Source organism: Oleiphilus sp. HI0086, assembly GCF_001635225.1.
The window spans coordinates 1-15,396 of sequence record NZ_LWFZ01000624.1 but is presented as its reverse complement, the minus strand read 5'-3'; the positions used below and the strand labels follow the sequence as shown (position 1 = coordinate 15,396).

The window sequence follows — 15,396 nt, the reverse complement described above, 5'->3', positions numbered from 1 at the left end:
CGAAGTGCTGCATCAACTCTGCAGGTCTAAATGCTCAGCCTCTTGTTAATGATTCTCCAGCCATTTCTATTGCCGAGTTACCGAAAGCTTTCTTTGCCAAAGGAAGTTACTTTGCTTATAGCGGCGCAGCTCCTTTTGATCATTTAGTCTATCCGGTTCCTGAGCCGGGAGGTCTGGGTGTTCATCTTACGCTTGATATGCAGGGAGCTGCTAAATTTGGCCCGGATGTTGAGTGGCTGGACGTGACTGATGTTGAGCACATTGACTATAAGGTGGACCCGAAAAAACGGGAGCAGTTTTACGCAGAGGTGAGTAAATATTGGCCTGAAGTAGAGCTCGATAAAATGCATGCTGATTACTCCGGTGTCCGGCCTAAAATTGTCCCTCCCGGAAACATGGCAGCTGACTTTTCCATACAAGGGCCTGCTGATCATGGTGTAGCAGGCTTAGTAAACTTACTTGGAATTGAGTCGCCAGGTTTAACATCTTCTTTGGCTATTGCAGAGTATATTTACTCTATTCTGAAGAAAGAAAAACTATAACATTACTCTTTATGGCTATTTGCCTAGCTGGCTTTTGGTGTTCTGGCCAGACTCCAGATATCAACGCGACTCGCCCCTTTATCAAGGAGTAATTGGCTACATATTTCGCTGGTCGCTTTTGTGGTCACGACGTCATCAACTAACACAATGTGTTTGTCTTTGACTACTTGAGGGTTATCTATAGTAAAACATCCTTTGAGGTTTATTAGTCGCTGAACTTTGTTAAGACTTTTTTGGTCGGCGCTCATCTTGGATTTAACTATCAACTTTGTATTTACGGCTAACTTTTGATGTTTCCCTAACAGTACTGCTAACGATTCGGCTTGATTGAATCCGCGCTCTTTGAGTTTATCCCTGTGCAATGGAATGGGAACGATAAAGTCTGGTTGGGGAAGGTCCTTATGGTAGAGCTCTAGGTAACGACAAAACTCGAGACCTAAGCTCTTCAGCCAATATTGTTCTCCAGATGATTTAACTCTATAAATGATGCTATTGATCGGGAAGGAATAGTTGAATGGCGCCACACATGTCTTGAACGGGGGAGGACTGCTAAGGCATTCTCCACAGATAAGCTCTTTACAACTCTCGCTATTCATTGGAAGCGAGCATTGCTTGCAGAATGTAACATTCCATTCCAAGTCCGCTAAGCAAGATTTGCAAATCGCTGATTTATTTAGAGTTATGGCGTCGCATAGTAAGCAAGGGGATTGAAAAATAATATCCAGAGCATGCCAGTTGTTAACCAAAAAATGAAATTTGGTTGACAACTTTTTGGTGAAGCTTATCATTACACTCATCCTTAAGCGTTGATGTATAAAGTTGACGCATGTTTTACCATGGTTTTGCACACGAGAACATACTTATGAGCGTACGACACGATTGGACTGCTGCCGAAGTTCAGGCTTTATTCGACTTGCCGTTTAATGATTTGATGTTTAAAGCGCAAGTTGTGCATAGAGACAATTTCGATCCCAACGAAGTTCAAGTGAGTACTTTGCTGTCGATCAAGACGGGTGCTTGCCCTGAGGATTGTAAATATTGCCCGCAGAGCGGACATTACAATACTGGCCTGGAAAAAGAGCGCTTGCTACAGGTTGAAAAAGTACTAGAGAAAGCCAAAGAAGCAAAAGCAAAAGGAAGTAGTCGTTTCTGCATGGGGGCCGCTTGGAAACACCCGAGTGATAAAGACCTACCTTATGTATTAGAAATGGTTAAAGGTGTTAAAGATATGGGGCTTGAGACCTGTATGACCTTGGGTAAATTAACCCAGGATCAGGCCGACCAGCTGGGCGATGCAGGCCTGGATTATTACAACCATAATTTGGATACCTCTCCCGAATATTACGATAAGATTATTACCACTAGAAGCTATCAGGATCGACTGGATACACTGTCTCATGTTCGTGACGCAGGTATGAAAGTCTGTAGTGGCGGCATCGTTGGTATGGGTGAAAAGGCAACTGATCGTGTAGGACTTTTTGTGCAGTTAGCAAACTTGCCAGTTCATCCTGAAAGTGTCCCCATCAATATGCTGGTTAAAGTGAAGGGAACGCCACTTGAAAACGTTGACGACTTGGATAAGTTTGAATTTATTCGTTGTATTGCTGTTGCACGTATCATGATGCCTAAGAGTCATGTGCGCCTATCTGCAGGGCGGGAAGCGATGTCAGATGAGATGCAGTCAATGGCATTTATGGCTGGAGCAAACTCAATTTTCTATGGTGAGTGCCTGTTGACTACTCCTAACCCTGAGTCTCATAAAGATATGCAATTGTTCAAGCGTTTGGGCTTACGCCCTGAACAGCGCATTGAAAAGTCTGATGCCGATCAGGAAGCTCAACTAAATAAGGCGATTGACGCAGAAGCTAATAAGCATTTGTTTTACGAAGCGGCTTCCCCAGCTGGAAATGAACAATCTCAATCACTTGTTTAATTTCTGATGGTTCGCAACGAGTGGTCTGCTTAATCAAATTAGGCCACTGATCCTTTCTTCTGAGTAGATAGGTTTTGTTAGCTGTATAAGCAGTAATTGGTTTAGTTTATGTCTATTTTTGAAGACCTTTGGCAGCAAGAGATTGACGCTCTAAAAGCTAAGAGTTTATTGCGTTCTCATCGCTTGCTAAGTTCGCCTCAGCAGATTGAACCGCTTGTTGATGGTCGTAAGCTTCTTTCCTTTTGTAGTAATGACTATCTAGGTTTAGCGAATCATACTGCGCTGAAGAAAGCAGCCAAATCCTGTATCGACAGGAGTGGTGTGGGCAGTGGCGCCTCGCATCTTGTCGTTGGGCATCATCAAGAACATGAAGCCTTAGAGTGCGAACTTGCAGAGTTTACCGGGCGTGATAAAGCGCTGGTTTTTTCTAGTGGCTATATGGCCAACTTGGCAGTGGTATCTACCCTGGTAGGAAAGGGCGACATTGTGCTGCAGGATAAGCTTAACCACGCCTCGCTTATAGATGGTGGCTTATTGAGTGGAGCTCGCTTTCAACGCTACTTACACAATGACGTTTCCAGCCTTAGTTCTCATTTAGATAAGCTCTCGACACGTAGTCAGCCGGTAGGTGTGAAACAAAGCAAGGCCTTAGTCGTTAGTGACGGCATATTCAGCATGGATGGAGATATCGCACCCCTGAAAGATATTGCAGCAACCTGCACTGCGCAAGGTGCCTTATTAATGGTTGATGACGCGCATGGCTTGGGTGTTATTGGTGAACAGGGAAAAGGCTCATGTAATGTATTTGGACTTGCTCAGAAAGACGTTCCTGTGTTGATGGGTACCTTTGGCAAAGCCTTTGGTACATCAGGTGCTTTTGTTGCTGGTTCAGAGCTTCTAATCGATTACCTGACTCAAGCGGCACGCCCTTATATTTATACAACAGCTATGCCACCGGCGATTGCGGCTGCAACACGAGCTAGTCTTGATCTGATTAAAAAAGCCGATCAGAAGCGAGCACATTTATCCTCTTTGATCACTTACTTTAGGCTTGAGGCACAAGCGCTAGGTTATTGTCTTGTTGAATCAAATAGTCCTATTCAGCCTTTGATTATCGGCAGTAGTGATGATGCTATCGCACTGTCAAACTTCCTGCTTAGTCAGGGCATACTGGTAACCGCTATTCGTCCTCCTACTGTTCCTGCTAATACCTCGCGCTTACGTGTGACCTTTAGTGCTGATCATGATCTAGCCCACGTTGAGCAACTGCTCGATGCCCTCAGTATGGCGATAGATTTAGGTATTGTGACACCAGATGTCTAAGCAAACTGTGCAACATATTGTGTTAGTGAATGGCTGGTCAGCGCCGACCTCGATGTGGGAAGACTTTTTTGCAGAAGGTTTTGACGGATATTCTATTGATGTCTTGAGTCTTGCTGGTCTGACATCCTTGGATGAATGTAGTCGAGCTATTGACGACTGTGTTCAGCCAGGAACGCTTGTTGCAGCTTGGTCTCTTGGTGGTCAGCTGGCTCTTAACTATTTGTCTAACTATAGTTCTGAAAAGTTACGTAAGGGATTTGTTGAAGGCGTGGCTCTTCTTCAATCGACCCCATGTTTCGTTAATCAGGATGGTTGGCCCTATGGCGTCACAACTGAAGACTTTGATTCGTTGCAGGGCTTGGTTGAGGCTGAAGAGTGGTCGCAGCTGGTTCGTCGTTTTTCCTTTTTACTGTTATCGGGAAGTCAGTACCGACACTTGGACAAAAAGTTCCTGCATTTAGTTTATACAGTGGAGTCGCTGCCGCCAAAATCTAGTTTAGAGTTTGGTTTAGGTTTACTGAAAAGCTTGGACTTAAGACAGTGCCTGGAAAATATATCAACTCCAATGTATTGGCTTCTAGGTAGTCATGACAGTCTAATCGCTCAAGACTTGGCAATCTATATCGAGAATCAAGTTGCTGAGAGTCCGGTAGCTAACGAATGTCGCGTAAAGGTAGTTAATGACATGGGGCATTTACCCTGTGCCAGGCATGCTATGGATATTAAAAAGCACTTGTTCTCGTTTTTGGAAACTCTATGACGATTGACTCGATAGAAAAATCCCAGATAGCCCGGTCTTTTGGTCGAGCTGCTGCCAGTTATGACTCAGTAGCGCATTTTCAACGTTGGACTGCTGATAGGCTCTTGAGTAAGATTTCCTTAAACGATTGCCGTCGAATGATTGACTTGGGCTGTGGTACCGGGTATTCGTCTGATAAGTTAAAGGAGAGATTTTCTTCCGCAGAGTATATGGGCGTTGATTTGTCGGTAGATATGCTCACTTATGCGCGTTCTCAGCATGCGGCTGATGGTCAGTTTTGGCTTGCTGGCGACGCCGAAAATTTACCAATAGCGTCCAGTAGCCATGACTTGGTTTTTTCCAGTTTAGCGATTCAATGGTGTGCCGACCTCCCAAAGATGTTTGCAGAAGTACAGCGAATATTAAAACCGGGTGGCATGTTTGCATTTTCTACCCTGATTGACGGTTCCTTGTTTGAATTAAAAGAAGCGTGGCACGAAGTTGATGAACTTCAGCATGTTAATGAGTTTGGTAGCTTTCAGGAGCATAAGCGGGCCTTGGATAATATAGCGTTTGATGTTCGCACCTTTAGTCAAGAGGCTAAAGTTCTTCGATACTCTTCAGTGCGGGAGTTAACTCGTGAGCTAAAAATGTTGGGAGCGCATAACATTACGGCTCATCGACCAACGGGAATGACAGGCAAGGCCAAGCTAAGAGACTTTGTTTCAGCTTATGAGGCGAAGCGTGTAGAAGGCGGTTATTTGCCCGCAACATATCAGGTTTTGTGGGGGGTATTGGTTAAAACGTAGTTTTAGCGTAGGTCTAGTAACTTAGCCTAGAAAACTGTAGCCAATAGACTGACTCAATATTAAAGAAATATAAGGTAATAGATGATGGCGAATGTATATTTTGTCGCGGGTACCGATACAGAAGTTGGAAAGACTTTTTCCAGCTGTGCTCTGTTGGCTGCTGCAAACTCGAAAGGCTTGAGTTCGATGGCTCTAAAGCCAATCGCTGCAGGTGCTGATGAGTATAAAGATGCTAATGATAAAGTAAGCATGCGAAATGAAGATGCTGTCGCCTTGATGTCACATATGTCGGTCGATCTACCGTACAGTCAAGTTAACCCAGTATTACTCAAAGAAGCAGCTTCGCCACATATTGCTGCTGCGCTTGAAAAGCGAACGCCAAGTGCATCGCGTATTACGGGTATCTGTCGTGGAGCGCTGATGAAGAAACCGGATTTCGCACTTATCGAAGGAGCAGGGGGGTGGCGGGTACCGATTAGCCCAAGAGAAACGATGGCTGACTTGGCACGACAGTTGAACTATAAAGTTATTCTAGTTGTTGGTTTGCGTTTGGGGTGTTTGAATCATGCGATGCTAAGTGCAGAGGCAATCAGAAGAGATGGCTTGGAGATAGCTGGTTGGGTTGCGAATAGTTTGTCGAGAGAAACAATGAGCTATGAAGCTGAAAATATAGCGACTTTAAGCTCGGCTTTAGGTGCACCGCTTATTGCTCACTTACCTTTTAGCGAGAGCGGTAAGCCTGAGGAGCTTTGTAAATATGTGAATCTGGACTGTCTAGATTTGTAAGGCTTTGATCAGGCTGGTTGAAAAACATACAGATATTTGCTTAAATAACATACATAAGGAGAGCAGTGTCTGAATTGCTCGAGTAATTAGTATTAGAGTGTTCGCAGAAAATAGTCACAATATTTGCTGAATTCTTTACTTCGTATAGGTGCTTGTCATGAATGTAAATACTGTTTTACAGACCGGTATTCAAGGCTTACAGCAAGGTCAAGAGGGTATGCAGAAAGCTGCAACAGAGATTGTGAATGCGAGTACTGTAAGTAATAGCGAAGGCTCCAGTTCTAGTGTAATTGAACCAATAGTTGATTTAAAATTATATGAAAGGTCAGTTGAAGCATCGGCGCAAGTAGTCAAAACAGCTGACGAAGTTTTAGGAACCTTGCTTGATACCTTGGCTTAATACGTGAGGGCCTTAAGTTTTATTTAATAGCTGGAAGTTACCTCAATAGAGAGGTTTTGTTATGAATATATCGCCGCAAACAAATCTATCTTCGCCAGTTCATGCTGAGCAGAAGACGGTGACGTCTGAGCAAAACTCAAATAACTCCAGTTCAAAAGACTTGGCTTCGGTCAGTACCACGCCAGCGGTTAAAGTTGGCCTGTCAGTAAGTGAGAATTCCCAAGCTGCTGCCAATGCAGCCCTTCCCCAGTTATACAGCCGAATTTCATTGGCTAAGAATAACCAAGAACAACTTTATGTCGACGATGATCAACGAGCAGCGCCTTTTGAGAACGATGAGGTCGCGAGCAAGCTAATTGCTGATGAAGATGGTCGTACAGTTGGGAGTGATGACTCCGACCTTGAAGATGAGGTGCGAACTCAGAATGGCGACCAGCAGAGTGTTGAGCGAAGTTCAACAGAAAGTGCCGGTGAACGCCGTATAGAAGAGCAACAAGAAGCGATTATTGAGGAACAGATAGCGGAGCTTAGAGCAAGAGATCAGGAAGTGAGAGCACATGAGCAGGCCCATAAAGCGGTGGGCGGTCAATATGCTGGTGCCGCATCATTTACTTATCAGTCTGGCCCTGATGGAAATCGTTATGCTGTGGGAGGGGAGGTTTCAATCGATATATCGCCTATTCCCAATGACCCTCAAGCTACAATTTCAAAAATGAATACGGTCAAAGCTGCAGCGAATGCTCCTGCCGAGCCTTCTGGTCAGGATCGTGCTGTGGCAGCTCAGGCTCAAAGGGTAATAGCTCAGGCTCAAGCTGAATTGGTTGAAAAGAGAGCTCAAGAGTTAGAGCAAACACAGCTACAAGCTCAAGAGTTAGAGCAAACACAGCTACAAGCTCAAGAGAATAAAGATCGCCTTGAGAAAGAGAAAGAGCAGACCGACGCTCGAAAAGATGAACGCAGTGCTCAGGTTTTAAGTGTTCAGGAATTCGAAAGAATTGCTTCACTTGATCAAAAAACTGTTTCTGATATTGACGACCTAATCTAAAACAATAAAAAATTACAAATTCCCTTTTCTATTTCAGTGCAGTTTTTAAAAAAGCTGCTAATCTTCTGTTTTACAACTAATTTTGCCGATATGTCGTGGTTTGGTGGCGGTATTTTCCTGTCCGCTATGCGCTTTTTTTTCATATGAATTATCGGATTTTTTGTAAGGAAATCTTGACATTGGCTTTAAGCAAACGTATGTTTCAAACAGTCGTTTGATATTCAATGCTTGAAAATCGAGTAAATGCTCGAATTGAAGTGACCCACTCAACGACCTGCTATGAACGAATAGCTTAATACGGTGGGTGACCTGATTGACTGTAAGAGTCGACGTTAATAAACGAATTTTATTAGTTTTTAACAAGCGTTAAAACGTAAATAAATATATTTGAGGTTTTTAGCTATGCCAGAATACAAAGCTCCCCTACGAGAAATTAAGTTCATCATGAACGAAGTTTTGAACAGTGAACAGCACTACGCAACCATAGGAGCAGATGATGCTTCTCCAGACATGGTCGAAGCGATCATCGGCGAAGGTGCAAAGTTTTGTGAAGAAGTACTAGCTCCTCTTAACCAAGTAGGTGACCAGGAAGGTTGTACTTGGAGTGAAGATGGTGTTAAAACGCCAACAGGTTTTAAAGAAGCATATAACCAATTTGTAGAAGGCGGCTGGCCTTCAATGAACGCGCCTGTTGAGCACGGTGGACAAGGTCTACCTGAGTCCATCAACATCGCTTTGAGTGAAATGATTGGTACTGCTAACTGGTCTTGGGGTATGTATCCAGGCCTAAGCCACGGTGCACGTGCGACAATTCAAGAGCATGGTACGCCTGAGCAGCAGGAAACTTATCTAACTAAGCTGATCAGCGGTGAGTGGACGGGTACCATGTGTTTAACAGAGCCTCAGTGTGGTTCTGACCTAGGTATTTTGACTACTAAGGCTGAGCCAAATGCTGATGGTAGCTACAACATCACGGGTACGAAGATCTTCATCTCTGCCGGTGAGCACGATATGGTTGATAACATCGTTCACATTGTTCTAGCACGTCTTCCTGGCGCACCAGAAGGTACTAAGGGTATTTCTCTGTTTATCGTACCTAAGTTGTTGCCAGATGCAGACGGTAATCCAGGCGAGAAAAACAACGTTACCTGTGGTTCTATCGAGCACAAAATGGGTATCCATGGTAACGCAACTTGTGTGATGAACTTTGATGCATCAAAAGGTTGGTTGATTGGCCCAGAAAACAAGGGTCTAAACTGCATGTTCACATTCATGAACGTTGCACGTATCGGTACTTCTATTCAAGGTCTTGCTGCTGCTGAAGGTTCTTTCCAGGGTGCGCTAACTTACGCTAAAGAGCGTCTAGCTATGCGTTCTTTGACTGGTAAGAAGAACCCGGAAGGTAAAGCTGACCCAATCATTGTTCACCCAGACGTTCGCCGTATGCTTCTAACTCAGAAGTCTATCGCTGAAGGTTCTCGTGCAATGATCTACTACGCAGCGCAACAGGCTGATTTGGTAGAGCACGGTAGTGATGAAGAGAAGAAAGCAGCTGACGAGATGTTAGGCTTCTTAACGCCTATTCTTAAAGCTTTCTGTACTGAAGCTGGTTACGAGGCTGCTAACCACGGTGTTCAGGTATTCGGTGGTCACGGTTTCATCGCTGAGTGGGGTATGGAGCAGATCGTTCGTGATACGCGTATCGCACTAATTTATGAAGGTACAACTGGTATCCAGGCACTTGACTTGTTAGGCCGTAAAGTTCTAATGACGCAAGGTGCTGCACTTAAGAACTTCACTAAGTTGGTTCACACTTTCTGTAAAGAAAATGCAGATAACGAAGGTTTGGCGCAGTTCATTGAGCCGCTAACCAAGCTAAACAAAGAGTGGGGCGATATTACGATGAAGATTGGTATGAATGCCATGAAGAATCGTGATGAAGTTGGTGCAGCGTCAGTTGATTACCTAATGTACTCAGGCTATGTATGTTTAGCATACTTCTGGGCGAAGATGGTTGATGTTGCTCAGCAGAAGCTAGCAGAAGGTACAACAGAAGAAGCGTTCTACAAGACTAAGCTGCAAACTGCTCAGTTCTACTTTGATCGTATCTTGCCACGTACTTTAGCTCACGCTCAAATGATTGAAGCGGGTGCCGAGTCTATGATGGCTGTTGAAGAAGATAACTTCGCTTTCTAAGCTTGAGTTAATCTGATTCAAAAAAAAGCCCGCATTCGCGGGCTTTTTACGTTAAAATGCGCCGCATGATTTAAATGTGCGGCGTTAGGTTTTCCCGGACATAAGTAAATCACACCCGAATAGCCACAAGCAGCTCGGGGTTTTTATTGAAAAATACCTTGTAAGACAAGGTTGTTACGTGTTGGATCAACAGAGGATAGAGGGTAGTTACATGGCTGAGTATAAGGCTCCGTTAAAAGATATTCGTTTCGTGATGAATGAAGTGTTTGGTGTAGAGCAGCTTTGGGCTTCGCTTGCGGGCACAAAAGACACCATCGATATTGATACTGCTGACGCAGTATTGGAAGAAGCGGGTAAGATCACTGCATCACTAATTGCACCTTTAAGTCGTAATGGTGATGAAGAAGGTTGTAAGTGGACTGACGGTGTTGTAACGACTCCAGCGGGTTATAAAGAAGCTTATAAGACTTTTGTTGAAGGTGGTTGGTCAGGTCTTACGGGTAACCCTGAATACGAAGGAATGGGTATGCCTAAAATGGTAGGTGCTCAGTATGAAGAGATGCTTTATTCTTCTGATATCTCTTTTGGTTTATATGTATGCCTAACTTCTGGTGCAAGTTTGGCAATTGATGCACACGCCACTGAAGAGCTTAAGCAGAAGTATCTACCTAAGATGTATTCTGGCGAGTGGGCTGGTGCGATGGACTTAACTGAGCCGCATGCAGGCACAGATCTAGGTATGATCCGCACTAAAGCTGAAGACAACGGTGACGGTAGCTACGCGATCACAGGTACTAAGATCTTCATTACAGGTGGTGACCAAGATCTTTCTGAAAACGTTATTCATTTGGTCCTCGCTAAGCTTCCTGATGCGCCTGCCGGCCCTAAAGGTATTTCTCTGTTCTTGGTTCCAAGAAACAAGGTTGATGAGAACAACGTTGTTGGCGAGAACAATAATGTAACGGTTGGCTCTATCGAGCATAAAATGGGTATCAAAGCTTCTGCAACCTGTGTCATGAACTTTGACGGCGCTCAAGGCTGGTTGGTTGGTGAGATTAACCAAGGTCTAAACGCAATGTTCACAATGATGAACTACGAGCGTTTGAGTGTTGGTATTCAGGGCTTAGGTGCTGCTGAGCGTTCATACCAGAATGCTGTTGAGTATGCATTGGATCGAATTCAGGGTAGAGCGGCAACAGGCCCGGCTCAACCTGAAAAGGCTGCTGACCCACTAATCGTGCATCCTGATATTCGCCGTATGTTGATGACTATGCGTGCTTACAATGAGGGTGGTCGTGCCTTCTCTAGCTATGTTGCGACTTTCTTGGATACAGCGAAATACTCAGATGACGCTGATGAGAAGAAGCATGCATCAGCAATGGTTGCATTGATGACGCCTATTGCAAAAGCATATTTGACTGATCGTGCTTTAGATTGTTGTATTGCTGGCCAGCAAGTATTTGGTGGTCACGGTTTCATTCGTGAGTGGGGCCAGGAGCAGTTGGTTCGTGATACGCGTATTACGCAAATCTACGAAGGTACTAATGGTATCCAATCTTTGGATTTGATGGGCCGTAAGATTGTCGCCAATGGCGGTAAGTTCTACGAACTATTTGCTTCAGAAGTCGCTTCGTTTATTCAGGTAGAGGCTGATAATGCTGACTTGGCTGAATTCGTTAAGCCACTGTCTGCAGCGCTTGAGCGTTTAAGTGATGTAACAGAATATGTTATCAATAGCGTTAAGGATGATCCAAACGCAATTGGTGCTGCATCGGTTGAATACCTGGAATTGTTTGGCTTAACTGCTTACGCTTACATGTGGGCGAAGATGGTTAAAGCGGCAGCACCAAAAGTAGGCTCAGATGAATTTTATGCGTCTAAGGTCAAGACAGCTAAATTCTTCTATAGCCGTTTGTTGCCTAAGACTGTTTCTCTAGCCGAGCTTGTACGTTCTGGTAGTGAAGATATGATGGCTTTGGCTGCGGATCAGTTCTAAGACTGATTTACTCCAGGCATAAAAAAACCTGCTTTTTGCAGGTTTTTTTATGCCTGATTTTTATAGTAGCTAAGCTACTTGGAAATTATATTTCTATTTCCATTATTAATATCAACAGCGAAAATCGCTTTTTCTTCAGAATCGGTAACGAGAAGTGAGTTAGAGTCTGGGTTGAAGCTTAGGCCTGTTAGGTTTTTAAATAAAGGGCCAGAGCCGATCGCACGGTTAGATAAAACTTCCCGGTCACCACTGCTTAAATCAACTGATATTATCGCCTTGAGTTTCTGGTCAGCGATGTAGGCGGTATTCTGTGCAAGGTTCAAATCGATTGCTATTGGGTTGAGCAGGTTAAGCCCCGAGCCAACATCGATCGAAGATACGATTTCAGCGTTTTCTGACTCGGCGTTCCAACGGATGACGGCATTTAAGGCGCTATCGACTGCGTAGATTGATGTGTTTTGCTGGTCGTAAGTGATGTCGCTTGGCTTGGATAGTTTTGATGTTGAGTTTCGAGACAAGCGTTTGTTAGCCGCGATATCAGTTTCGTAGCTGTTTAGATTTACTGATTGAATTCTATCCAGGTAAATGTCACTCACAAGTAATTGGTTGCTCTCTGGCTTAAGTGCTAGCCCTGATGGAAGCTTAAGCTCTGTTGCGCCTAGTCTAGGGGAGGGGGTAATTAAGTTTCTGTCGCCACTAGCTAGGTCAATTTCCCAGATATTTTTTTGCTCGCGCATGCTAACCCATACACTTGATTGAGAGGCGTTAATCTCCAGGTCGACTGGGTTCAATATAGCGGGGCCTGAGCCTAGTTCGAGGTTCGAGTTCGACGCAGAGATAACTTTACGGCTACCTGTCTGTAAGTCGACTTCAAATAGCGCATTGTGATGCCCTTCGGTAATCAAAGCCATATTATTGCCAATGTGCTGAATCGATGTAGGTGCTTCAAGGTTTGGGCCACTACCGTAGCGGTTGCTAACAAAAAGTTCGCGCTGACCTGAAGAAAAGGCAACTGAGAATACGACCTTAAGCTCGGTGTCGTTTACAAGTAATCGTTCATTTTGCTGATCGACGACCAGCTGTTTAAACGTTTTGAACTCTTCACCCTTACCATCGTTTGCTTGGCTCAGTATCGTTCGGTCACCAGTCTCGACATCAATCTCGATAATTGATTTTGAGTCTTCATCAATTAGCCATAATTTGGTCTTTGTGGTGAGCTCCTGGTCTATATCAGTGACTTCAACAACCCCTGCAGCAATATCCGATATGTATGAGAAAGAGCCCGAGGCGCTACCTTGCTCACTTGAAGAAATGATTGAGCTTGTACCTGTTTCTATATCAATGGATAGAACCGTATTATTGCCATTGTCAGAACAGTAGAGCACACCATTGTGAAATACGATTGCAGTTGGTTTTAGTAATTCAAGGCCGGGATTAGCATTGTCTGAGAGGATGGGCCAGCGATTAGGACTTAACTGCTCGTCGATATCAAACACTTTAATGATTGCACCACTTTCTGAATTTTCATTCGCCATCAACAGGTAGAGGATGCCGCCGTCGCTATCGATGGATATATCAATAACATTGTTTAGGCCGTTGGCCAGAGTGGTTAAATTACCGCTGGGGTATTGGCGAGCGAGAATAGCTTGTGAAACTGGCTGCGTTTCCCTTACATCAAGAATAAGTTCTCGCTCTTGGTTTGTGTCAAAAACAGTTGTTTGAGGTTTGATTAGGCTTTCGCTGTCATTTGCAGCATACAAGGTTAGTCTTGGTGAGTTTATATCTGTAGCGTAAGTCTTAAGCTTATTTGCATCGCTTATTAATAATTTATTATCAGAGGTGATAGCCAGGTGGCTTGGTTCTTCAAAAATCTCATCGATTCTTGTAACCCTTAAGTCAAACTTATCTTCGCGTTTATTGCCTGCACCATCAATTGTATTGATGTTCAGTTCACCGATATCAGGTTCGGTTGGAAGATCTACACGCCAGTTTGCGTAATTATCATCACTCGTAACTGGTTCACCATTTACTGTGACGCTTTCGATACCACTATGCTCATCATAACTGGAGCCGCTAATTGTCACCACTGAGTTAGTCGTTGTTCTACTGTAGGTAGGTGATGTGAGCGTTGTTGTTGGCTCCGCTTTATCTCCACCGGAGTTACTACCTCCATCACAGCCAAACAAGGAGAGCGCCATTATCGGCAGGCTCACCTGTAGAGAGCGTTTAAAATTGATTCCATTAAGCAACTTGTTCATATCTATATTCTTTAGCCGGGATATCTGATTGGTTGGCACCAAGCTCGATTTTAGCGCTTGGTGCCTTTGCACAATAAACTTAGTACAGTGCTAACTATTGGATTATCGTTTCAAGAGCCCAGGTGTTTAGCGTTCCTGAGTTGGTGATCGTTGCTTTATCCTCTACTTTGAGTGTCCAGACACCTTGAGTAGACTCACCGTTAAATGCGCTTAAGGCGTTGTGAGGAATAACTGTGCCGCCGATACCGGGGGAAGAGTTACAAACGTTCTCTACAGCGGAGCTTCCCTGATCATCGAATGTTGCGTCGACATCATCGTTGGCGCAACCGAAATCGAACCAGCCGCCGGTTGTTCCAGGTCGGTCCATAATTACAACAGATGTGCCTGCAGGGCTTGTGAGCGTTAGGATCAGGTCTCCTGGTCGGCCATGCGATATATCAATCATAACATTAAGGTCAGCTAACTGACGGTCATCGGATATAGTCATACTGGTTGAGTTCGATGATGACCCCGCATCCAGTCCTGGGCTTGCACTAAATGTTTTAACAAGTGGAATGACTGTGACGGTGCGGGTTTGGGTTAATGCGCTATTCCCCGCCGCGTCAGTGACATTAAAGTGAACTTGATAACTGCCTGGTGTCGACATATCTAGCCCGCTTGTATCAATACTTACGTTCGATGATATGTCGCCATCGATGTTATCAGTTGCTGAAACCCCCAGGTCGCTATAAACATGTCCTTGAATAACTTCAACTGGATTGTCTCCTAGTACTGAAATACTAGGGGGGGTGGTATCGACTACATGTACTGTTCTCGTCACGGTTGTAGCATCGTTACCTTGAGCATCGGCGACATCATAGCTTAATGTGTAAGTGCCAGCGATATTCTCGTTTACATCTCCCGATACAAAGATACTAGAGGATATATCGCTACCGAAATCACTCGCGGTCGCGCCTGCATCAATGTAAGTCGTTCCTTGCTCATGATAGCTTGGGTCCGAGCCTAATAGGCTTATGACCGGTGCGGTAGTATCTTGAACGATAACTGTTCTTGTCACCGTTAGGGCAGCATTACCCGACAAGTCCGAGACATTATAAGTTACCTGATAGCTTCCTACGGCGTTCGTTGCGACGAATCCTGAAATGGCGATAGAAGCTGATAAATCACCATCAACGCCATCGACTGCAGTTGCGCCAGGCTCGAAATAGGTGCCACCCAGTTCAATTAAGATTGGGTTGTTTCCAAGTAAGGAGATAACCGGTGGAACGGTATCGCTACTAGTGTTATCGATTACATTGACTTGGCGGGTAGCATTACCAACATTACCCTCGCTGTCACTGACACTATAGCTAATGGTGTACGTTCCAGG

The 15,396-nt window shown here is 44.5% G+C and carries 13 protein-coding genes and 1 pseudogene; 10 read left to right on the top strand and 4 right to left on the bottom strand.

Annotation, left to right across the window (positions count from 1 at the left end):
• The coding region (locus A3756_RS07965; RefSeq protein ID WP_156490358.1) for an NAD(P)/FAD-dependent oxidoreductase at positions 1-542 on the top strand (542 nt) is incomplete at its 5' end.
• Positions 543-565: 23 nt separating this feature from the next.
• Here A3756_RS07965 and A3756_RS07960 read toward each other — a convergent pair.
• On the bottom strand, positions 566-1,066 hold the full coding sequence (locus tag A3756_RS07960) for a ComF family protein (RefSeq protein ID WP_156490357.1): 501 nt from the start codon (positions 1,064-1,066) through the stop codon (positions 566-568).
• Between the two features lie 39 nt (positions 1,067-1,105).
• Positions 1,106-1,330 (bottom strand): annotated as a pseudogene (locus tag A3756_RS29195) (double zinc ribbon domain-containing protein); the annotation flags it as partial.
• A 74-nt stretch (positions 1,331-1,404) separates the two neighbouring features.
• Here A3756_RS29195 and bioB point away from each other — a divergent pair.
• The 9 genes from bioB (at position 1,405) to A3756_RS07915 (ending at position 11,769) form a co-directional block, all read left to right on the top strand.
• Positions 1,405-2,475 (top strand): biotin synthase BioB, encoded by a 1,071-nt coding sequence (gene bioB / locus A3756_RS07955; RefSeq protein WP_068513447.1) that lies wholly within the window; start codon positions 1,405-1,407, stop codon positions 2,473-2,475.
• A 108-nt stretch (positions 2,476-2,583) separates the two neighbouring features.
• Positions 2,584-3,798, top strand: coding sequence for an 8-amino-7-oxononanoate synthase (gene bioF, locus A3756_RS07950; RefSeq protein WP_068553262.1), 1,215 nt, complete (start codon positions 2,584-2,586; stop codon positions 3,796-3,798).
• Positions 3,791-4,558: an alpha/beta fold hydrolase gene (locus tag A3756_RS07945; RefSeq protein ID WP_068511407.1), complete on the top strand. Its 768-nt coding sequence runs from the start codon at positions 3,791-3,793 to the stop codon at positions 4,556-4,558. Before bioF ends, A3756_RS07945 begins: the two co-directional genes overlap by 8 nt.
• The gene (gene bioC / locus A3756_RS07940; protein ID WP_068511408.1) at positions 4,555-5,346 is read left to right on the top strand and encodes a malonyl-ACP O-methyltransferase BioC; all 792 of its coding nucleotides are present in this window, start codon (positions 4,555-4,557) and stop codon (positions 5,344-5,346) included. The genes A3756_RS07945 and bioC overlap by 4 nt, the downstream gene beginning before the upstream one ends.
• A gap of 81 nt (positions 5,347-5,427) precedes the next feature.
• Positions 5,428-6,132 carry a dethiobiotin synthase gene (gene bioD / locus A3756_RS07935; protein WP_068509783.1) on the top strand — a complete coding sequence of 235 codons (705 nt, stop codon included), beginning with the start codon at positions 5,428-5,430 and terminating at the stop codon, positions 6,130-6,132.
• Positions 6,133-6,289: 157 nt separating this feature from the next.
• Positions 6,290-6,532 (top strand): flagellar basal body rod C-terminal domain-containing protein, encoded by a 243-nt coding sequence (locus A3756_RS07930; protein ID WP_068509785.1) that lies wholly within the window; start codon positions 6,290-6,292, stop codon positions 6,530-6,532.
• 61 nt (positions 6,533-6,593) lie between these two features.
• Positions 6,594-7,577 carry a putative metalloprotease CJM1_0395 family protein gene (locus tag A3756_RS07925; RefSeq protein ID WP_068509787.1) on the top strand — a complete coding sequence of 328 codons (984 nt, stop codon included), beginning with the start codon at positions 6,594-6,596 and terminating at the stop codon, positions 7,575-7,577.
• Between the two features lie 402 nt (positions 7,578-7,979).
• Positions 7,980-9,773 (top strand): acyl-CoA dehydrogenase C-terminal domain-containing protein, encoded by a 1,794-nt coding sequence (locus tag A3756_RS07920; RefSeq protein ID WP_068509789.1) that lies wholly within the window; start codon positions 7,980-7,982, stop codon positions 9,771-9,773.
• A gap of 211 nt (positions 9,774-9,984) precedes the next feature.
• On the top strand, positions 9,985-11,769 hold the full coding sequence (locus A3756_RS07915) for an acyl-CoA dehydrogenase C-terminal domain-containing protein (RefSeq protein WP_068509790.1): 1,785 nt from the start codon (positions 9,985-9,987) through the stop codon (positions 11,767-11,769).
• Between the two features lie 74 nt (positions 11,770-11,843).
• Here the strand turns inward: A3756_RS07915 and A3756_RS07910 are convergent, their stop codons facing one another.
• Both A3756_RS07910 and A3756_RS07905 read right to left on the bottom strand, forming a co-directional pair.
• Complete coding sequence (locus tag A3756_RS07910) at positions 11,844-14,027, bottom strand: hypothetical protein (protein ID WP_068509793.1); 2,184 nt, start codon at positions 14,025-14,027, stop codon at positions 11,844-11,846.
• A 94-nt stretch (positions 14,028-14,121) separates the two neighbouring features.
• Positions 14,122-15,396: immunoglobulin-like domain-containing protein (locus tag A3756_RS07905; RefSeq protein WP_156490356.1), on the bottom strand; the 1,275-nt coding region annotated here is incomplete at its 5' end.